This is a genomic window from Clostridium nigeriense (assembly GCF_050585245.1).
Lineage (GTDB): Bacteria > Bacillota > Clostridia > Clostridiales > Clostridiaceae > Clostridium > Clostridium nigeriense_A.
Map to the genome: position 1 here is coordinate 235,566 of NZ_JBNOOF010000001.1, position 21,901 is coordinate 257,466.

The window sequence follows — 21,901 nt, forward strand, 5'->3', positions numbered from 1 at the left end:
TAAAATGAAAAGCATAAGTGGTGTTTTTGCATTAATCTCAGTTGTAAGAAATATGATATGGCTTTCTTAATTTCAATTAGAAGAAATAGAAGATACTTCTTATAGCAATTAAATTTAAAGCCTTAAAGTTTAATTTATAAACTTTAAGGCTTTTATCATTCCATCATCCCCTATTATAGTGTTTTCAAATATAGATTTTGCATTTTCTATAAAATCTTTAGGTTCGTTCATTGCAGGGCTAAAGTGAGTAAGTAATAATTCATTGACTTTTCCTAAATCGGCTAAGGTTGCTGCTTCTCTAAAGGTCATATGCTTATTTTTAATAGCTTTATTTATATCATCATCACTACCATAAGTTCCTTCGCATATAAATAAATCACTACTTTTTATTAATTCTATAATTTTATCTATTGGCCTTGTATCTGTAATATAGCTTAACTTTATTCCTCTTCTTTCATCGCCTAAAACCATAGAACTATCATAGAGTAATCCATTAAATTCAACCATTTCTTCTTTTTGCAACTTACTCCATAATTCCTTTGGGACATTCATTTCTATAGCTTTTTCTAAATTGAATTTTCTTCTTCTTTTAAAATATAAACTATAACCTAAACAAGGAGCAGAATGATCAAGCTCCTCAGTATTTAGAATAAAGTCACATTTATCCTTACTACTTAAGTCTATTAAATCCTTATTAAAAATAAACTCCAACTTTCTTGGATTCTCTATTATTTTTAGTTCATAAGGCAAATATTTAAATAAAACACTTAGTCCCTTTATTACATCAATTATTCCCATTGGACCGATAATAGTCAACGGATTTTCTCTTCCACTATTCCCTATTGTAGAAAGAAGTCCAGGCAATCCAACAATATGATCTCCATGAGCATGAGTTATTAATATTATATCTATATCTTTAAATCCTAGCTTATTTTTTCTTATTGCAACTTGTGTTCCTTCTCCCACATCTATTAATATCTTTCTTCCTTTAACATTAATAAAAAGAGATGATAAATGTCTATTAGGCATAGGCATTCCACCACCACATCCAAGTAAAGTTAAATCTATCATAATACACCCCTTAGTGTGCTTCGCACAATGAATAATTAATAATTAAAAATGAATAATTATAGAAAAAACTCCCGTAGGAGTTTTCATTTTAATCTTTTTTTATTTTGCAAGCTCTAAAGCAATTTCCATCATATCTGTAAAGCTTTCTTGTCTTTCTTCTGGTGTAGTTTCTATTCCTTTAAATACATGATCAGATATAGTAAGAATTGATAATGCTTCTACTCCATACTTTGCAGCAAGGGTATATAGTTCTGCTGACTCCATTTCTATAGCCAAGCATCCATATTCTGCCCAAAGCTTTGCTCCACCTACATTTGTATCATCGTAGAATAAATCTGAAGATAATATATTACCAACCTTTATATTTAAACCTTTTTCTTTTCCTTTATTATATGCTTCTAATAAAAGATCAAAGTTTGCTGTAGGAGCATAATCCATTCCAAGGAATCTTCTTTTATTTATTCCTGAATTAGTAGATGCACTTTGAGCTAAAACTATATCTCTAACATTAACATTATCATTTATTGAACCTGCTGATCCAATTCTTATAAGTCTTTTTGCCCCATAGAATCTTATTAATTCATTTACATAAATCGAATGTGATGGTAATCCCATTCCTGTTCCTTGTACTGATATTTTTTTTCCCTTATATGTACCAGTATAACCATACATTCCTCTAACTGTATTGTAGCAAACAGGATTTTCTAAGTAAGTTTCAGCAATAAATTTTGCTCTTAGTGGATCTCCTGGTAATAATACTGTTTCTGCTATTGCTCCTTCACTAGCCATTATGTGTAAATGCTTTGACATTTTAAAAGCCTCCTTAATTTATATTTATAAAAACTTTTTATAATCCTATACTATTATATACTTATATTATTATTTTAAAAAGAGTATATATAAAAACACTCTATATTAACTATATTTTATACTTATTTAGCCTATTAAATATATCTCTCATTTGTCCAATCATATACAATGATCCAGCTGCTAAAATTAAATCTTCTTTACCTGCTTTTTCTATTGCAACTCTAGCTGCCTCTTCATAATCCTCAAAGGATAAACAATTTTTATTATAGTTCTTTACTATTACTTTTAAATCTTCTGAACTTTTTGCTCTAATAGAATTAGAAGTTACTGTATAAACTTCTTTAGCTAAAGGACTAATTATTTCTACTATTTTTTCTACTTCCTTATCAGCAAGTATTCCAATAATTAAATATAAGTTTTTATAAGCGAAGTATTCCTCTATATTTCTTTTTAAAAATTGAATTCCAGCTACATTATGTGCACCATCAATCACTATATAAGGATTTTTACTTAATATTTCTAGTCTACCCTTCCATTTTACTTTTTGAACAGCTAATTTAATTTTATTAATATCTAAATCAATATAATTTAAGTTTTCTAACTCTTTTACAGCTTCTATAGCAAGAGATAGATTAATAATTTGATGCTTTCCTAGTAAGGATAAATTTAATAATTCATCTTTACCTTTATAATTGACTAAAATTTTTTGACTTATTGTATTATTTTTATCTATTTTTAGGAAATTATAATTATTAGGATTAACTATTATTAAGTTAGAATTCATCTTAATAGCTTTTTCAGTAATCACCTTCATTGCTCCATCTTTTTGTATACATGTTACAATAGGAATAAGCTTCTTAATAATACCTGACTTTTCCCTTGTAATTTCTTCAATAGTATCTCCTAAAATATTGGTATGGTCTAAGCTTATTGATGTGATTACAGATAAAATTGGAGTTAATACATTAGTAGAATCTAATCTACCTCCAAGTCCAACTTCTATAACTCCAAAATCAACATTTTGCCTATATAAATATAGAAACATAATACAAGTTAAAACTTCAAATTCAGTTGGATGATTAAACCCTTCTTCAACTACCTGATTAACAAAAGGTTTTATTTCATTTATTAAATCTATAAAGTCTTCTTCTTTTATATTTTCATCATTTATTCTTATAGTTTCTTCAACTTCCTCTAAATGTGGAGAATTAAAAAAACCAACTTTATATCCATGCTCTATTAGTATACTACCTAAAATTGCAGATGTTGAACCTTTACCATTAGTACCTGCAATATGTATCAACTTTAAACTATTATGTGGATTTCCTAATAGTTCTAATAATCTTTCTGTACGTTCTAGACCATAATTTGATCCAAGTACTCTTAATTCTTCTAAATATTTTAATGTATCTACATCCTTCATTTTTACTCCATCCCTTTAATTTCATTAACTATATGATTTAAAAACTTCTCCATAGTATCATTTATACCTAAGTAGCTTAACATCCTACTTCCAACAGCATCTTCAAATTCATTAAATAATATTTCTCCATTTTTTAATAATAGAAAGTCTATTCCACCAAAATCTATATTTATATTTTTTAAAATCTTATTTATAATTTCTTTTTCTTTAATAGAATAATTATAAACTTCTACATCCCCACCTTTTGTAAAGTTTGAAACTAAACTATCCTTCTTGGGAATTCTTATTACTGCATGTTCAATATTGTTATTTATTATGTAAAATCTTATATCTCCAACATAATCATCTATATACTCTTGATAGACATTTTTGCTAAAATTTAAACTATTAAAATCTTCTAATATTCTTATATTAGCTCCACCATGACCATTTTTAGGTTTTTCTATAATTTTTTTATCTTTTTCAAAATCCTCTAAGCTACTGTATACCTTAGGATATTTTATTCCTAAGCTTTCAATATAATCATAGGCAATTAATTTATCATTTCCTAATATACAAAACTTATATTCATTAAAAACCCTAATTCCACTTTCTTCCAACTTATAAGTTACATTAAAGTTTCTAGATCTATTTATTGCAAATTCATATTTACTTCTTAATTTATCTATATCCTTATCTAACATAAGATTTATATTAATATCTTTATTCTTTCCTTCTTCTATTAACCAATTAATATAACTTTTATTTCTGTCTACATCTTTTTCATCATAAATAACTAAACCATCTATCATAAGATTTCCCCTAATATATATTGTAATATTTTTTTACCAAAACTTTTTCCCCAAATCTTTTCAAAACTTAAAAAATTTAAGTTTGAATTTACTTCACATAATAAAGGCTCGTTATTTTCTCCAAATAATAAATCAACACCTGAAAAATCTAATCCTAGAACTTTATGTGCTTTTAGTGCTATTTCTTCTTGTGATTTAGTAAGCTCTATTAATCTCCCCTTGCCACCTTGTGAAATATTAGCCCTAAAATCGCTATTAGACTCTCTAAGCATAGCCCCTATTACTTTATTCCCAATTATATTAACTCTTATATCTCTTCCAAAACTACTTTTAATATTCTCCTGAATTATAAAATCAATATTATTCTTATTTAATTCAGTAACCTTATTAATAAATTCTTCCCTATTATTTATTAAGTAAACTTGCATTCCAAAAGATCCCATGGACTCTTTTATTATTACACTTTCACCTAAAGTCTCATAGCATTTTATTAAGTAATCTTCACTATTTAATGAATAATCAAATATCATAGGAGATAAAATAGTTCTTGGCATTTTTATATTATTATTTGATAGAACTAAATGCATTAGTCCTTTATGATCACAATACTTTATTGCTTTACTTGAATTAAAAACTTTATAACCCATTTTCTCTAAATGACTAGCAAGTAGTACATCTTTATCCCAAAAAATTATAAACTCTGGTTCTTCTAATTTATTTAGATACACTAATTCTGCTTTTCCTTCATTTGAATACATAGGAATTATTTCAGTATTTTTAACAGCTTCTAACTTTATATTTAATTTCTTTCCTTCCTCAACTAGAGTATCTACTAGTTCTTTTATCTTTGGTACATTTAATGTTCCATTATATATTATCCATCCTGTCATATTCAACCTACTCTCTTGATATGTAGTATTAATTAACCTATTTTTATCACTTTTAAAATTCTTTGTCAACATATATACTTATATTATCAAAAAAATACAAAGGAGATAATTATGAATGATTTAAAAGAAGTATTAAATTTAAATTTAGACAATATATCTATTTTTGAAATAAATGAAGAAAAATTAATAGAACTAAAAAATTGTGATTATTATTTAAAAAACAATTTCTATTTTTGGCTTATAAATAAGATTTACTATTTTGAAGATACAAATAATAATAAAGATTTAGCATATGCCCACTATCTAATGTCTTATTATATCTTTATAGTTCTAACGCCTTTATCCTATGAGTCTTTAGCTTTTAATCATATAAAAAGAGCTTTAAAATATGATGATAATATTAAATATAAAGAATGGATTCTTATATTCTCTACATTGCCAACTAGTTATCTAAAGCAATATGATGCTATAAAAATAGCTGAAGAAGTAATTAATGAAGATCCTACTAGCTCATTGGCCAATACTATATTACAGATATTTTAATATTAAAAAGTTGTCTATTAAAATTTATTGTTTTTATAGCTATTTTCATAATAAAAAACTCTCTAATAAACTTGAGAATATCAAGTCTATTGGGAGTTTTTTTAATAAATCTAATCTCAGTAATTTGGTACAAATTACTTCATTAATTTTTAATTTTTCATTCTTAATTCTTCATTCTTAACTAAGCGCTTCTATTCTAACTAAAACTGCATTTAGCATTTCTTGATACTTTTCTCTCTTTTCTTTTTCGCCATCTATTACAGCTTGTGGTGCTTTAGATACGAAACCTTGATTAGAAAGCTTTTTATCTATTCTTTCAACTTCGCCTTCTAATTTCTTCTTTTCTTTATTTAATCTTTCAAGTTCCTTTTCCTTATCTACTAAGTCTAGTAAAGGCATAAATAATTCTCCACCTTTAACAACTAAAGATACTGCATTTTCAGGAACTTCATTTTTATTATCAATAAATACTACTTCTGAAGCAGAAGCTAATTTTTCAATATAGTTAACTCCTAATGTAAAGGCTTCTTTTGCTTCATTTGTAGTATGAGCTATAACCTTAGCCTTTCTTGATGGTGGAACATTCATTTCTGCTCTAACATTTCTTAATCCTTTAATTGCTTCAATTATAAAGTCCATATCTTTTTCTGCCTTATCATTTCTTAAGGCTTCATTATATTCTGGCCAATTTGAAGTAACTATTGATTCACCATCTGTTAAAGTAGTATATATTTCTTCAGTTATAAATGGCATTACAGGATGTAATAACTTAAGTCCAGTTTGTAGTACTTCATTTAAAACATTATAAACTATTCCTTTTGCTTTTTCATCTTCACCATATAATACACCCTTAACTAATTCTATATACCAATCACAGAACTCAGTCCACATAAAATCATATACTTTTTGAAGAGCAATTCCTAATTCATATTTTTCCATGTTTTCAGTAACTTCACTAACTAAAGTATTCATTCTTGAAAGAATCCAATTATCAGCTAAACTATACTCTTTACAATCTGCATATTTCTTCATTATTTCATTATCTAAATTCATCATAACAAATCTAGATGCATTCCACATTTTATTTGCAAAGTTTCTAGCTGCTTCAACTCTTTCTGGAATATATCTTATATCATTTCCTGGAGAGTTACCTGTAACTAGCATAAATCTTAAAGCATCAGCGCCATATTCATCTATAACTTCTAATGGATCTACACCATTTCCTAATGATTTACTCATTTTTCTTCCTTGAGAATCTCTAATAATTCCGTGGATTAATACAGTGTCAAAAGGAGTTTTATCCATGTTGTGTAATCCTGAGAATATCATTCTTGCAACCCAGAAGAAAATAATATCATATCCAGTAACTAAAACATTTGTTGGATAGAAATATTCTAAATCCTCTGTTTTATTTGGCCATCCTAAAGTTGAGAAAGGCCATAATGCTGATGAGAACCAAGTATCTAATACATCTTCATCTTGATGTAAGTGATTTGATCCACATTTTAGACAAGCAGCTGGAGCATCAATTTCAACTATCATTTCTCTACAATCATCACAGTACCAAACAGGAATTCTATGTCCCCACCATAATTGTCTTGATATGCACCAATCTTGAATATTTTCCATCCAGTTGAAGTATATTTTATCAAATCTTTCTGGAACGAATTTAGTTTCATTATTCTTTACAACTTCTATTGCTGGTTTTGCTAAAGATTCCATCTTAACATACCATTGCTTTGATATAATAGGTTCTATAACAGTTCCACATCTATCATGAGTACCTACATTATGAGTATGAGGTTTAACTTTAACTAATAATCCTAAGTTTTCTAAATCTTTAACCATTTGCTTTCTTGCTTCATATCTATCTAAGCCTTGGTATTTTCCACCTAACTCATTAATAACTCCATGGTCATCCATAACTCTAATTTGAGGTAAGTTATGTCTAAGTCCTACTTGGAAGTCATTAGGATCGTGAGCAGGGGTAATCTTAACAGCACCTGTTCCAAATTCAATATCAACATAATTATCTGCAACTATAGGTATTTCCCTATCCGTTAATGGTAATTTTATTGTTTTTCCTACTAAATGTTTAAATCTATCATCATTTGGATTTACAGCAACAGCAGTATCACCAAGTAAAGTTTCAGGTCTTGTAGTTGCTATTTCTAAATATCCACTACCATCAGCTAATGGATAATTTATATGCCAGAAGAATCCTTCTTGTTCTTCATATTCTATTTCTGCATCTGAAAGTGCTGTTGAACACTTTGGACACCAGTTAGTTATTCTATTTCCTTGATAAATTAAGCCTTCATTATATAACTTAACAAAAACAGTTCTAACTGCTTTATTTAAATTTTCATCCATAGTAAAGGCTTCTCTTGAAAAATCACAAGAAACTCCCATTTTCTTAAGCTGAGTTCTTATAGTTCCTCTATATTCATCTGCCCATTCCCAAACTTTCTCAAGAAATGCTTCTCTTCCCATTTCTTTTTTAACTAAGCCTTCTTTTAAAAGTTCATTTTCAACCTTAACTTCAGTTGCAATTGAAGCATGGTCTTGTCCTGGTAGCCATAAAGTGCAATATCCTTGCATTCTCTTAAATCTTATAAGCATATCTTGAAGTGTATTATCAAGTGCATGACCTAAGTGAAGCTTTCCAGTTATATTTGGTGGTGGCATAACTATTGAAAATGGCTTCTTATTTTTATCAATTACTGGTGTAAAATACTTATTTTCTTCCCAATTTTTATAGATTCTTTCTTCAAACTCTTTTGGGTTATATGTTGTAGCTAAGTTCTTCTTTTCTGACATATATTTTCCTCCTTTATCTAATTAGCTAATAATAGAAATATAATATTTAAAATAATATGGCTATTAACCTATTATAAATATCTTTTTAAATAACAAAAAGAGCCTTCATCACAAAAGGACGAAGACTCGCGGTACCACCTTTTTTCTTAATATAAATCTTTATATTAAGCTCTTTAATTATTAACGACTAAGAACAGCCGCCTTTACCTACTTTATTTCAGTAAAGATGCTCAAAAGCTACCTTCAGGATACTTTAATATAGAAGGCTTTCAGCCTGTGACCTTCATTCTCTTTATATGCAGTATTCCCTACTCCTCTTTATCATTGCTTTTAATATATGATTTTGTAAGGTTATCTTATACTATATTATTATTTTTGTCAATATTCTGCTATTCAAATAAAATTTTAAAATATAAAGCTACCTTAATGGTAGCTTATTTTTATAATATTAAATTTTAAAATCCTTTGTATCGTGTTCTTTTGCTTTTGGTTCTCCAAAAGCTGCTTTTACACTTTCTACTTGTGGATTATGATTAATATGTTTTTTATGACTATTTTTAGATTTTTTACTCACTTCTTTCACCTCCAGCTTGTATAATTAGCTTATGTAAAAGAAATTAAATTATGTAATTAACCTTCTATCCAAGTCATATCTTTTATAAATTCATTAACAAAGTCTTCACTCATATTTGGATTTATAGTTTCTTCGTGCATTATAGTTACTATAGACATAGCCATAGCATATTTTACAGTATCCCTTATTGAAAGATTATTCATGTATCCATATCCTACACCAGCTACGAATGAATCTCCAGCTCCTGTAACATTCTTCACGTCAACACAAGTAGTTTTAATCTTTCCTTCTTCATTATAATTTTTATAATATATTCCATCTTCATCTAAGCTTATAAAGACATTCTCTACTCCTAATGATAGAAAATAATTTGCTGCATTAATTAAACTTTCATTATTTTCAACTTTAAATCCACATAGCATTTCAGTTTCAATTCTATTTGGTTTTACTGTATGAAAATATTTAATTAAATGACTAACTCTTTTTGCTTTAGTTGCAGAAACTGGATCCAAAATAAATTTAGTTTTTCCATAAAACTTAGTTAAAATGTATTCTAATAATTCTGGATTATCTGCATCTAAAATTACATACTCAGCATTTTCAATAACACTTGCTTTTGAATCTATAAAAGAAGTATCCATTTTATTCAAACATTCCATATCTACAATAGCTGATTCCATTTCACCATTTTCATTTAAAATAGCCATATATGTAGGTGTATATTCATTTTCTAAAATTAAAGAATGCTCCATATTATATCCTATTTTTTTAGAGTTATCTAATATATTTCTACCTTGATCATCGCCACCTAATATAGATATAAACTCAGTATTTACATTAACTCTTGCTAAATTTTCAGCAATATTTCTACAAACTCCACCTAAAGATATTTTAATATGTCCAGGTATTGAATCTCTTTTCTGATATTTTTTTCTACTAAAGCCTATAATATCTACTATTGATGCCCCTAATACTAATATATAAGGTTTATTCTTACACATACCATCTCTCCCGATCTATAAAGTCCATTCAAAAAAACATAAATACATTATATTAAAGAAACATAAAAAAATAAAGAAATTTTTTAAAAACTTTGTCGAATTTTATTTTTGCTATAAAACTATCTATTTGTACCCATAATTTATATAGCCTTCATATATTGAATATTAACTTACTAAAATGTCAATAATTTTATTAAAAGATAATTATTTCTGGAGGTATTTATGAGTTTCTTTAACGAAGGCAATAAATATTATAATCTCAAAGATTATGAAAAAGCTATAGATTTTTATAAAATGTCTATAGAAAATAATGAACATACCGCGTGCTCTTATTACAATTCTGGAGTTTGTTATATAAAATTAAAAAATTTTGATAAATCAATAGAAATGATAAAAATAGCTTTATCTAGTCAACAGGAAAGTAAATATTTTTTTAATCTGGCATATTGCTATGCTATGAAAGATGATATGAAAAAAGCATTGATTTATTTTAATATGTCTTGGTCTTTAGACCCCTCTGATAAAGATTGTGAAAAGGCAATTAATTTAATTATGACAAAAAATAAAAAAGCCTTATAACCTTTTTAGGTCATAAGGCTCCTTTAATTCCATTCCCCTGCAATTTCTGCATTTAAATGATCATTATTAAAATCTATATTATCAAAGTAATCTCCTGATAAATAGAAAGTTGGATCTACATTAATCCATATTCCTTCATCCTCTAAATAAGCTTGATTCCATGCATGAGGCCCATAATTTTGCCCATCATAAGCCTCTCCAGTAATTATTCTACTTCCAAGCCCAACAGCCCTAGACATTGCTACATAAAGACATGCATAATCAAAGCATATACCACTTCTAGTATTCCACGCTTCTATTGCTCCACTATTAGTTACCCCTTCAGGTCCAAGAGCCTTTTCTGCTTTACTAAAATCATATTTTATATTAGAACCAATCCAAGCATATAGTCTTTTTGCTTTTTCCCTATCTGTTTTAGCATTTTCTACTATTTCTTTTGCTTTTTCATCTATTTCTGGTAAAGATTTTATTCCATCTTCTAAGGTTACACCATTATAGTAAACAATGACATTAGTATTAGCTGGTATATATTCTTTAAAATCATTATAAGATAAAATTGGCTTATTAATAGTTACTATATTTTCTAATGTATTATATCCGTTTATATCATTAAAAATGTTTATTTTCATTCCTCTGCCAAAGGTAGAATTATATGTTATCACTCCCATAAACATTATTAATATAATTATTAAACCTTTTACAAAGCCAAAAATTGTTGAAAATAAAACTATTCTTATTTTACCTTTATTTAATAAAAAGTTATATACTTTAGTTAAAGGTTCATTTAACCATTTCAAAATCAAATAAATAATACATTGAAGGATAAGAAATATCCCTCCTAATATTAAAGCCTTAAATAAATTATTATTTAAGCCATATAAATTAGGATTATTGCTTATAAATTTTAAAATTACTAAATATATTTTTTCTAAATTTAGGAGCATAATTAAAAATGTTATAAATATAGAAAAATAATATATTAACTTATTTAAGGAGTATTTTGCACTTTCTTCTTCTAGAGAACCCTTAATACTATCTTTTATTGAAAAAATAATTAATAAGGCACCAATAATTTGTGGTAAATATGCAATCATTATTGTCTCTCCTTTAAAATATTTTAAATATTATTCATATTTGTAATTTTCTTTACAACATATGAAACTGTGTCATAATCATATCCTTTTGATAATAAAAATCTATATAACTTTTGTGATAATTTAAATTTATCATCTTCTCTTTTAGCTATTGTATTATATTTTTTTATTGCTAAATTATATGCACCTTCTCTTTCACCTTCTCTGTCTATGTTTGATATTTCTTCTTCTATTATATTATCTGTTATTCCTTTTTTTATTAAATCAAACTTAATTTTCTTTTTTCCTTGAATTCTACTTTTATCCTTAACATACATCTTTGCATAATTATTATCACTTAGGAAATTATACTCTTTTAAAAAATTCATTGTTTTATATATAGATTCATTATCATATCCTTTTAAAATAAGTTTATCCTTTAGCTCTTTTTCACTTTTATATGCTTTTTCCACTATTCTTAACGCAGTATTTTTACATTTTAAATAATTATCTTTATTTGCGATATCCTTTATTTTTTCTATATCAACTTTTTCATTAACCTTAAGTCCTTCTTTATAAACTAACTCACAGCTTAAAGAAAAAGCATAGTCATTATCAATATAGATATTAGCCCTATCTTTGTTCCTCTTTTGTGATTCAATTTTTGTAATAATATTCATAATTATCTCCACTTTATTAAGATTTTAATATATGGATAGTTGGATTATTTAAAACTGTATTTGCAACTTCATGAATCTTATTTATATCTAATCCATTAAGCTTTTCCATATCATCTACAAACTCATAAATATCTTCTTTATCTAGTGCCTGATGAAGCATATAATTACATAATTCAGATGGGTCTTCTAAAGTTGAAATAACAGCAGTCTTATGAACCTTTTTCATAAGTTCTAAGTCTCTTTCCCCTATTGATAAATCACCATTTTTAACAGATGTTATTGTTTCATCTATTGCTTCAATAGCAGAAGTTAAATCCTCTTCCCCTACTGCCGTATATATATATAAAGTCTTTACATTATTAGTCATATCTATACTAGTATAAATATCATATGCAAGTCCTCTTTTTTCTCTTACTTCTCTAAATAATAGTGAATTAGAACTTTCACCTAGCCTATGATTTAAAATTCTAAGAGGTAATTCTAAATCCTTACTTAAATTATAAAAAGTATATAAATAAACTATAGTATTTTGCTCAATATTATCTTTAATTGTAGTTACTGATTTTTGAAAATTATTTTCTTGAACAAATGATTTGTTAGGTTTTTCCCCCATTTCCCAATTAGAAAATACTTTTTTAATTTCCTCGAAAGCTTCACTATGCTCATAAGAAGATACCATAGTAACTAAAGAGTTATTTGGCAAGTAATACTTATTATAATAATTCAACAAATCCTTTCTTTTATATGTTTTAACATTTTCTTCCACCCCCGCTACATCATATTTTAACGGATTCTTATTAAATGCAATTTCATTAGTTCTTTTAAAACTTAAATCTTCAATATCATCTTTACTTGCTCTCATTTCAGCAAGTATTACTCCTCTTTCTTTTTCTAACTCATCACTATTAAATGCAGGATTTATTATCATATCACCCAATATGCTAATTGCATTTTTAATTTCTTCTTCAAGACAACTAATAGTATAAACAGTGGATGTATAATCTGTATATGCATTATACTCTCCCCCTAAAAACTCAAGTTCATCATTTAACTCCTCATAAGTTCTACTTTTAGTGCCTTTAAATAACATATGTTCTATAAAGTGTGATATTCCCTTTTCATTTATTTCTTCATATAATGATCCAACCTTAACTCCAACATTAATTGAAGTTATTTTAGTATCCTTTTTTATAGTAATAACTTCTAATCCATTATCCAAAAAATGTCTTTCGACATCAAAGTTCAATTTTAACATTCTAGTCCACCCATCCTCATATTATCTTGTTTATTTAAAATATAATATGACTACATTAAAAATATAACAATATAATTATATCCATGTTTATAGTAATTATCTACATAATTTGTCTTATTTAATTTAAATAATTTATAATAAGACTTTACCATATTTTTATTGGCATTTATAATAAATATAACAAGAAAAAAAAGTGTGATATATAAATTTGCTTATTCTGTCACATTCGTTCCAAGTCATCGCATCCTTATATAGCACACTTCGAGGCTTAATGATGGAAATTATAAAACATTATTCACAGGGTAACATTTTTATAATTTACTAAAAAATAAAAGAGGAGGACTTTTATGAAAAAAAATATCCTTTTAATAGAGGACGAAACTCGTATAAGATTTTTACTTAGAGATTATTTTCTAAAAGAAGGTTTCAATATTATAGAAGCATGTGACGGGGATGAAGGAATTAACTACTTTATAAATAATAAAATAGATTTGGTAATCCTAGATATTATGATGCCTAAAGTAGATGGAATAACAGTTCTTGAAACTATTAGAAAAGTTTCTTCTGTACCTGTAATTCTTCTAACAGCAAAGGGACAAGAAGAAGATAAACTTTTTGGTTATGAAATGGGTGCTGATGATTATATGACTAAACCATTTTCTCCAAAGGTATTAATTGCTAAAGTAAAAGCTCTACTTAAAAGAACATCAGAAGAAACCTTTTCTAGCTTAAATGAATATGATGGTTTAACTGTTAACAAATTATCTCATGAAGTTAAGATTAATGATGAAATTATAAACCTTTCTCCTAAAGAATTCGAGTTATTACTATACTTATGTGAAAACGAAGGTATAGCTTTATCTAGAGACACCATATTAGATAATGTTTGGGGATTAGATTATTATGGGGATTTAAGAACTGTAGATACAAATATAAAAAGACTTAGAGAAAAACTTGGGGATAAGGCTTCATATATAATTACAGTTAGAGGAAGTGGATATAGATTTGAAGCAAAAAATTAAATTTAGTCTTTCAAAAAAATTATTTTTAATAACATTTGGATTAATTTTTATAGTATTAATTATTAGTATGCTATTTCAAATCTTATTTTTTGAAGATTTCTATTTAAGTAAAAAAATTAAAGATTTAACAAGAGAAACAACAAAATTTAGTGAAATTTATTCCTATGATATTTCAGACTATAATAATCTAAAAACAGCTTTATTTAGATTTGAACAAGAAACAAATTCTAGAATTGCTATTTTTTCTACAGACGGTCAACTTAAATTTTTACTTAATTATAATAATACAAATAGTGATGATTTGCATACATTAACTTCATTCTTTTCAGAACTTATTAATGATAAATCTCTTATTAATAAAGTTCTTACTACTGGTAAAGCACAAGCTAGTGTTTTTGAAAACAAAGTTAGTAATACTACTAAAATTGGTATTGTAGCTCCAATGTCTTTAAATTCAAAAAATGACTCTATTATAGTAACTGTGTCTTCAATGCAACCTATTCATGAAGCTAATGTTGTGATAAGAGAGTTTTATATTTATTTATTTTTAGGCTTTAGTGTAATTGGAATATTTTTATCTTCTGTTTATGCAAACTTAATATCAAAACCTTTAGTGAATATAAATAAAGTAGCTAAAAGAATGTCCGCTATGGACTTTACTGTAAAATGTGAAGAAACCTCTGAAGATGAAATTGGAAATCTTGCTATTACGCTAAACTTTTTATCATCGACCTTGAAAAATACATTAGATGATTTGAAACTTAAAAATAAAAAACTTGAAGAAGATATTGAAAAAGAACGTAAACTTGAAGAAATGAGAAAAGACTTTGTTGCAAGTGTTTCCCATGATTTAAAAACCCCTATAGGTATAATTGAAGGCTATGCTGAAGGATTAAAAGATGGAATAGCTACTGGTGAAGATGCCTTATTATATCTTGAAACTATAATTGATGAATCACATAAAATGAATAAATTAGTAACAAATATGTTAGAGCTATCAAAACTAGAATCAGGTAATTTAGAACTAGTAATAGAAAAATTTAATATTTTAAGATTAATTCGAAAATTACTTAAGAGCTTTAAACTAGAATTTGATTCAAAGAATATTAATATAATGCTTAATACAGATTTAGAATATTGTTATGTTATAGGTGATGTTTTTCAATTAGAGCAAGTAATAACTAACCTTATAAGCAACGCACTTAAATACACGCCAAATGGAAATAATGTAATAATAGAAGTAAATTGTATTGATGACTTACTAAACTTGTCAATCGAAAATAAGGGTATTCATATTCCTGAAGAAGAAATAGATAACTTATATAATAAATTTTATAGAATAGATAAAGCTAGAAATTCCTCAAATAATAGTAATGGTTTAGGTCTTGCTATAGTTAAAAGAATTTTAAATTTACATGAAAGCTCCTACTCTTTATATAATACAGAAGATGGAGTAAAATTTGAATTTACATTAAAAAAAGCTGATGATGTTGAACTAATATAACATTTATTTATTAGTTTGAAATTATTTTAAAAACTTTTCAATATATCTTCAAACTAAAAAAGAGGAATTCTAAATATGAATTCCTCTTTTTTATAATCTAATAAGAATAAGCTTTTGTGATTATTTTTATTAGCTAAAAGGTTTATAAACACTACTATCTATATATACTTCTGATATTTGTTCACCAGCTGAATTATATCCATATAAATAAGTATCTGCTGATAAAGTACCAGTTTGATAAGCCTTTGGTTCGTAAGTTATTCCAGCTGTTGCTTGGCTATTTGACCAAAACTCTGCTGTAATAGATCCAGAACCATCAGAATAAACATTTACTACTATAGGATAATCATATGGATTTTCAAAAATCAAATCTGGCCATTCATCACCAATAGTTGCATCTAACCCTTGTGGTACATATGATACTGTCATTTCATGATTCATTCTATAAGTTGGAATAATTCCTGCTCTTAACTCTGCATTATAAATAGTGCTAGATATTTGACACACTCCACCACCTAGGCCTGGTACTACTTTACCATTAAGATAAGTATTAGCAGATACAAATCCACGATCTACTGTTGTAGGTCCTATAGCTTCTACTGTTGAAAATTCATCCCCAGGCATAAGCACTCTACTACCTATCATTCCAGCTCCTCTTGTTATATTAGTTCCACTAGGTCCTGCTGGAAAATGAGTAGTATAAGAAGAAATCTTAGTATCTACTGATTGTAATGCTTCTGCAGTTATATATGGTTGTACTTCATTAAGTTGTCCAGATATTGAGACTAAATTTTCTCCATTTATATCAGATAATGCTGTTTCTATTTTGGTAGTTAAATCCTCTTTATTTAACTCATATCCAATTGCGCTAGGTGTAATATTTACAGTTCCATTGCTTATAGTTACTCCTGCATCAGTAGGATTAACTAATACCTGTTCATTTACCTTATCTAAAAATGTAGAAATCTTTTCATCGCTATATGTTAAATTAAACTCATAAGTTTTACTTTCAGGTTTTTTTATCAGATTAAGCTTTTCAAAAAAACTCATATCCTTTCCATACCCTAATACTTCATTTTCAAAAGTTTCATAATCTATAGTAGTATCAAAATCTAAATAACTTTCTTCAAAAGTATTATCACCTATAGAAATGTTTATCTTTCTTGATGAAATATCATTTACCATTTCCTCTAAAACATTATGCAATTCACTTTTAGTTAATCCTGAAACATCTTCATCAAAGACAAAGGTTCCTGGATATACTTTATCATTATAGGAATTTACAAGTTCTCTATTTTCTATACTTAAATAGGCAACAGTTGCTCCAACCAATATAACAATAGCTAATATTACAAAGAATACTATTTTCTTTACTTTATTCTTTGGTTTATTAATTACTTCATTTGTTTGTGGTGTAATATTATTATCCATCTCAATCTCCCTTCTTTTTAAATAACTCATACCAATTCTGTAAATCTATGGTCTTAATATATTATATATTTATTTGATTTTTTTTACAATTATCTTTTGGTTATTTTTTATATAAAGAAACTTGTAACTAGTAAAATAGATAATACGATATTTGAAATTAACAGTAACTTATTATTAAAAACAATACTTTTCAAATCCTTTTCTTCCTTATTTTCAATCATATCTACAATTATTAGTAATTGATCTAACTTAATTAAAATTTCTTTATTAACCTTTTTATTTTCACTAATCTCATTAATATTTTGTATTACTTCATTTTTACTTTTTAATACCTCTTCTTTTATATCATCAATTACAACATCCTTATAAAGTAGTTTTAGCTTTTCTTTGACACTGCCCTTTATTGTATCTTCCCATAAATAGTTATCCACCTAATAACTCCTCCTCTATAAATTGCATTTTTTTAGTTATTAATGTTAAATGCTCAAAATTCAATATTAACTCTAAATCCTCTAGACTATTAAAATTTAAAGCATTAACTATCTTTCTTTTTTCTTTATTAAATTCTCTTTTTATATATGTTAAAAATATATAAACTAAATTTTCCTCTTCTAAGGATGATTTATTAAAACTATCAAATTGTTCCTTTATATAATTTACTTTTTTAATTTCAATATCTCGTATTCTTTTACTTTCTAATATAGCATCTGTAATATCTTCTAGCTTTTCCTTACTAATTTCACTATCCTCATTGATTTTTTTCAATCTTATATCTTTTTCGATTTCTAATTCCTTTAAAGTATTATTTAGCAATATTATATTATTTTCAATAAAATTAATTTTCTCTTTGAACTCACTTCTCTTAGATTTAATATATCTAATAGTATATAGTTTTGCTTCATAATATCTTTTAATATATAAAATTTCCTTTATACTAACATCCCTAATATTTATTTCATAATCCTTAATAAATGCTTTTATTCCATTTGTTAAAAACATTTCATCATTTATATATGTTTTTTCTTCCAATTCTTGTACCAAACACTTTCCTCCCTTCATTCAAATTACCCTTTAATACTTATGTTATGTTTATTAAATTCTATGCTTATAACATTGATATTATTATAAAAAAAAGAAATAACTAAGTCACTATAAGAACACCTTAGTTATTTCCATTAATGATGTATGAAAAATGAATCCATCTTATTTTCTATATTTATTAACAAATCCAATTACAATATTTAACACGTTATCTTGATAAAAAGCTGGTCCCCCATGATCTGCTTTTCTTAAACGATAAAATTCAACTTCTTTATTATTTTCTTTAAGTGCCTTATATAACTCAATACTATGTTTAAAAGAAACAGTTCTATCTTTCGTTCCATGAATCATAAGAATTGGTGGAATGTCATGTTCCAAATACTCCATCGGAACAGTTTTAGTCGCAAGTTCCATATTTTCTAAAACATTAACCTTCCCCAAAAGATATCCTTCTGGACTATCTGCTTGTTGATGATTATCTGTGTTAGGGAAGCCATCAGTCATACGAATATCAACAACACCATAGAAATCAATAATCCCATTTACATTGCAGGAATATTCAGGATAGAGATTATTATCTAATTCTTTAATATCTTCAGTTAATCCTGTTAATAAGGCTGTATGACCACCTGATGAGTCACCCCAAACAAACACATTATTTGTATCTATACGATATTCATCAGCATGTTTTCTTAAAAAACGTATTGCTGTTTTAGTATCCTGAATTTGAGCTGGAAACGGAGCAATATCACTTTCACGATATTGTACAATTGCAATTACATATCCTTTTCTTGAAACATAACCTAATTGAGGAATACGAGAATAAACATTTTGTTTATGCCAAGCTGATCCTTGAACATAAACTAACAATGGATATTTCTCATCTTTATTAACTCTCTTATTTGGAACTAATATTTGAAGAACTCTTCCTATTCCGTCATAATTAACATATTCAACATCAGGAATATATAAACTTTCAAGTTCTTCATCATTCATATCTAAGGTTTTCATTCCTTCTAACATAATTTCATTTTCCTTAAACTCTTCATATGTATACATGATTAAACCTTCTTTCTATTGTATATAGCAAAGTATTACTTTTAATTATTTAATAATAGGATATACAGTACACTATATATCCTAATTTAATAATATTATATTAATTATTTATCATCAAGTTTCATTTCACCAAGAAGAGCTGCAAAAGGATTATTATTAAAGTCTTCTGCTTCCTTTTTCATTTTTTTCATAATATTATTTACTTCTCTTTTATCAACTTTTCCCTTCTTATCAAATCTCTTTTCAAATTGTGAAGCCTTTTCTCTAAAGTTACAATTTGCTCCTGTACAAACATAAATCTTTCCTTCACCTTGACCTCTGATTTCTAGTTTCTTTTTACATTCAGGACATCTAGCATTAGTAATTCTACTTACACTTTCCCTATATCCACATTCCCTATCTTGGCAAACATTCATAACACCATTCTTACCTTTTACTTCTAAAAGATATTTACCGCAATTAGGACACTTTTTTCCTGTCTTATTATCATGAATAAATTTACTATTGTCTTCTTTTACTGCCTCAACTAATGCAATTGCGTAATTTTTCATCTCTTTAATAAAAGCATTTGGATTTTGCTTACCCTTACTTATTTCATCTAATCTTTTTTCCCACTTTGCTGTTAGTAAAGGTGACTTAAGCTCATTAGGAACTAAATCTATAAGTTGCTTTCCTTTTGAAGTTGGAATTATTTCTTTTCCTCTCTTTTCAATAACAAATGAATTAAATAATTTTTCTATTATATCAGCTCTTGTAGCAACTGTTCCAAGTCCTCCTGTTTCATTTAAAGTTTTAGCTGCTTCCTTATTTACATTTACATACTTTTGAGGATTTTCCATTGCAGATAAAAGTGTTCCTTCATTAAATCTTGCTGGTGGCTTAGTTTCTCCCTTAATTAAATCAATTTTATTTACTTTTATTAAATCACCTTGGCTAAGTTTAGGAATAACCTGTTCCTTTAACTCATCATCATTTACATCCTCTTCAGAATATTCCTTATCATATAATGACTTCCATCCTTTAGATTTAATTACTTTTCCTTTAGCAATGAAATCTTCTCCATTTATTTCTGCTCTTATATTAGTTTGTATATACTCAAAAGGAGGCATAAGTACACTTAAGAATCTCTTTACAACAAGGTCATATATATGTCTTTCCTCACTGCTTAAATTGCTTAAATTTGGTTTTTGTTCTGTTGGTATTATAGCATGGTGATCACTTACTTTACTATTATCTACAAAACTTTTATTAGCATTAATCTTTTTCTTAAGTATATCTGATGTAGCCAACCTATATTCACCTATTGATATAGCTCTTAATCTTTCTGGTATAGTTGCAACTATATCTGTAGAAATATATCTTGAATCAGTTCTTGGATAGGTTAATATCTTATGATTTTCATAAAGTCTTTGCATTATTGATAAAGTTTGCTTTGCTGAATAGCCCCATATCTTATTTGCATCTCTTTGAAGCTCTGTTAAATCGTAAAGAGCTGGTGAGAACTTTTTCTTTGGAGTTTCTGTTATTGAAGCTATCTTTGCATCATGTCCTTGTATTTTATTAACTACTTTATTGGCAAATTCTTCATTAAATATTCTTAAATTATTATCTTTATTCGTCCATTGGAAACTTATATCCTTGCCTTTAGTATATATAGTGAAATATTCCTTAGGTTTAAAGTTTTTAATTTCTTCTTCTCTATCTACTATCATCGCTAATGTAGGTGATTGAACTCTACCTGCTGATAGCTGAGCATTGTACTTACATGTTAATGCCCTTGTAGCATTAAGTCCAACTATCCAATCTGCCTCTGCTCTACAAACTGCTGCCTTATATAAATTTTCATATTCACTTCCTGGCTTTAAATTTTTAAAACCTTCTAAAATAGCCTTATCTGTTTGAGATGATATCCAAAGTCTTTTAATAGGCTTTTTAACTCCTACTTTTTCAATTATCCATCTTGCAACAAGCTCTCCTTCTCTTCCAGCATCAGTTGCAATTACTATTTCCTCAATATCACTTCTATTTAACAGTTTCTTAACTTCATAAAACTGCTTTGATGTTTTCTTCAAAACTGTTAGTTTCATATTATTAGGTAACATTGGAAGAGTTTCCATACTCCAAGTTTTATATTTTTCATCATATCTTTCCGGATCTTGAAGTCCAACTAAATGTCCTAAAGCCCAGGTAATAACGTATTTATTTCCTTCAATATAAGCTCCTTTATTTACATTAGATTTTAAAACCTTTGCTATATCTCTACCTACCGAGGGTTTTTCTGCTAATACTAGTATTTTTCCCATATTCATATCCTTTCTGGCGCTGCCTTAAGGA

Annotated in this window: 20 protein-coding genes and 1 other annotated feature; of the genes, 4 read left to right on the plus strand and 16 right to left on the minus strand. The window is 26.9% G+C overall.

The features are described from left to right. Positions 1-129 precede the first annotated feature (129 nt). The 5 genes from ACQPUY_RS01225 to ACQPUY_RS01245 form a co-directional block, all read right to left on the minus strand. Positions 130-1,071: a ribonuclease Z gene (locus tag ACQPUY_RS01225; protein WP_430839065.1), complete on the minus strand. Its 942-nt coding sequence runs from the start codon at positions 1,069-1,071 to the stop codon at positions 130-132. Between the two features lie 99 nt (positions 1,072-1,170). Next, positions 1,171-1,881 (minus strand): purine-nucleoside phosphorylase, encoded by a 711-nt coding sequence (deoD, locus tag ACQPUY_RS01230; protein ID WP_430839066.1) that lies wholly within the window; start codon positions 1,879-1,881, stop codon positions 1,171-1,173. 109 nt (positions 1,882-1,990) lie between these two features. Beyond that, complete coding sequence (locus tag ACQPUY_RS01235) at positions 1,991-3,304, minus strand: bifunctional folylpolyglutamate synthase/dihydrofolate synthase (RefSeq protein ID WP_430839067.1); 1,314 nt, start codon at positions 3,302-3,304, stop codon at positions 1,991-1,993. 2 nt (positions 3,305-3,306) lie between these two features. After that, a complete protein-coding gene (locus tag ACQPUY_RS01240) occupies positions 3,307-4,095 on the minus strand; it encodes an ATP-grasp domain-containing protein (RefSeq protein ID WP_430839068.1) in 789 nt (262 codons plus the stop codon). Further along, positions 4,092-5,057 carry an ATP-grasp domain-containing protein gene (locus tag ACQPUY_RS01245; protein WP_430839069.1) on the minus strand — a complete coding sequence of 322 codons (966 nt, stop codon included), beginning with the start codon at positions 5,055-5,057 and terminating at the stop codon, positions 4,092-4,094. The genes ACQPUY_RS01240 and ACQPUY_RS01245 overlap by 4 nt, the downstream gene beginning before the upstream one ends. 39 nt (positions 5,058-5,096) lie before the next feature. Between ACQPUY_RS01245 and ACQPUY_RS01250 the strand changes: the two genes are divergently transcribed. Then, a complete protein-coding gene (locus ACQPUY_RS01250) occupies positions 5,097-5,528 on the plus strand; it encodes a hypothetical protein (RefSeq protein ID WP_430839070.1) in 432 nt (143 codons plus the stop codon). Between the two features lie 177 nt (positions 5,529-5,705). On the opposite strand, the gene ACQPUY_RS01255 is transcribed toward ACQPUY_RS01250, so the two are convergent. From ACQPUY_RS01255 to ACQPUY_RS01265, 3 genes are all read right to left on the minus strand, one after another. Further along, a complete protein-coding gene (locus ACQPUY_RS01255; protein WP_430839071.1) occupies positions 5,706-8,348 on the minus strand; it encodes a valine--tRNA ligase in 2,643 nt (880 codons plus the stop codon). Positions 8,349-8,459: 111 nt separating this feature from the next. Continuing rightward, positions 8,460-8,682 (minus strand) — a binding site (T-box leader). Positions 8,683-8,796: 114 nt separating this feature from the next. Beyond that, positions 8,797-8,922 carry a CPC_1213 family protein gene (locus tag ACQPUY_RS01260; RefSeq protein WP_430839072.1) on the minus strand — a complete coding sequence of 42 codons (126 nt, stop codon included), beginning with the start codon at positions 8,920-8,922 and terminating at the stop codon, positions 8,797-8,799. A 56-nt stretch (positions 8,923-8,978) separates the two neighbouring features. Further along, complete coding sequence (locus ACQPUY_RS01265; protein WP_430839073.1) at positions 8,979-9,923, minus strand: carbohydrate kinase family protein; 945 nt, start codon at positions 9,921-9,923, stop codon at positions 8,979-8,981. Between the two features lie 222 nt (positions 9,924-10,145). Here ACQPUY_RS01265 and ACQPUY_RS01270 point away from each other — a divergent pair, with 222 nt between their 5' ends. Beyond that, the gene (locus ACQPUY_RS01270; RefSeq protein ID WP_430839074.1) at positions 10,146-10,502 is read left to right on the plus strand and encodes a tetratricopeptide repeat protein; all 357 of its coding nucleotides are present in this window, start codon (positions 10,146-10,148) and stop codon (positions 10,500-10,502) included. A gap of 23 nt (positions 10,503-10,525) precedes the next feature. Here the strand turns inward: ACQPUY_RS01270 and ACQPUY_RS01275 are convergent, their stop codons facing one another. The 3 genes from ACQPUY_RS01275 to ACQPUY_RS01285 are packed head-to-tail and all read right to left on the minus strand — an operon-like array spanning position 10,526 to position 13,510. Beyond that, the gene (locus tag ACQPUY_RS01275; RefSeq protein ID WP_430839075.1) at positions 10,526-11,596 is read right to left on the minus strand and encodes a transglutaminase-like domain-containing protein; all 1,071 of its coding nucleotides are present in this window, start codon (positions 11,594-11,596) and stop codon (positions 10,526-10,528) included. A 23-nt stretch (positions 11,597-11,619) separates the two neighbouring features. Next, the gene (recX, locus tag ACQPUY_RS01280) at positions 11,620-12,255 is read right to left on the minus strand and encodes a recombination regulator RecX (RefSeq protein WP_430839076.1); all 636 of its coding nucleotides are present in this window, start codon (positions 12,253-12,255) and stop codon (positions 11,620-11,622) included. 16 nt (positions 12,256-12,271) lie between these two features. Then, positions 12,272-13,510 (minus strand): M16 family metallopeptidase, encoded by a 1,239-nt coding sequence (locus tag ACQPUY_RS01285; protein ID WP_430839077.1) that lies wholly within the window; start codon positions 13,508-13,510, stop codon positions 12,272-12,274. 347 nt (positions 13,511-13,857) lie between these two features. Between ACQPUY_RS01285 and ACQPUY_RS01290 the strand changes: the two genes are divergently transcribed. Together ACQPUY_RS01290 and ACQPUY_RS01295 are read left to right on the plus strand one after the other, a co-directional pair. Further along, positions 13,858-14,532: a response regulator transcription factor gene (locus ACQPUY_RS01290; RefSeq protein WP_430839078.1), complete on the plus strand. Its 675-nt coding sequence runs from the start codon at positions 13,858-13,860 to the stop codon at positions 14,530-14,532. Next, a complete protein-coding gene (locus ACQPUY_RS01295) occupies positions 14,528-16,036 on the plus strand; it encodes an ATP-binding protein (RefSeq protein WP_430839519.1) in 1,509 nt (502 codons plus the stop codon). The genes ACQPUY_RS01290 and ACQPUY_RS01295 overlap by 5 nt, the downstream gene beginning before the upstream one ends. A gap of 129 nt (positions 16,037-16,165) precedes the next feature. Here the strand turns inward: ACQPUY_RS01295 and ACQPUY_RS01300 are convergent, their stop codons facing one another. The 5 genes from ACQPUY_RS01300 to ACQPUY_RS01320 all read right to left on the minus strand — a co-directional run bounded on the left by ACQPUY_RS01300 (position 16,166) and on the right by ACQPUY_RS01320 (position 21,870). Beyond that, positions 16,166-17,467: a VanW family protein gene (locus tag ACQPUY_RS01300; protein WP_430839079.1), complete on the minus strand. Its 1,302-nt coding sequence runs from the start codon at positions 17,465-17,467 to the stop codon at positions 16,166-16,168. A 107-nt stretch (positions 17,468-17,574) separates the two neighbouring features. Continuing rightward, positions 17,575-17,898, minus strand: coding sequence for a hypothetical protein (locus tag ACQPUY_RS01305; protein ID WP_430839080.1), 324 nt, complete (start codon positions 17,896-17,898; stop codon positions 17,575-17,577). Next, positions 17,891-18,508, minus strand: a complete 618-nt coding sequence (locus ACQPUY_RS01310; RefSeq protein WP_430839081.1) for a hypothetical protein — start codon at positions 18,506-18,508, stop codon at positions 17,891-17,893. Before ACQPUY_RS01310 ends, ACQPUY_RS01305 begins: the two co-directional genes overlap by 8 nt. A gap of 162 nt (positions 18,509-18,670) precedes the next feature. Next, entirely contained in the window at positions 18,671-19,567 is an 897-nt protein-coding gene (locus ACQPUY_RS01315) for an alpha/beta hydrolase fold domain-containing protein (protein ID WP_430839082.1), read from the minus strand. Positions 19,568-19,671: 104 nt separating this feature from the next. Continuing rightward, the gene (locus tag ACQPUY_RS01320; protein WP_430839083.1) at positions 19,672-21,870 is read right to left on the minus strand and encodes a DNA topoisomerase III; all 2,199 of its coding nucleotides are present in this window, start codon (positions 21,868-21,870) and stop codon (positions 19,672-19,674) included. Between the last annotated feature and the right edge of the window lie 31 nt (positions 21,871-21,901).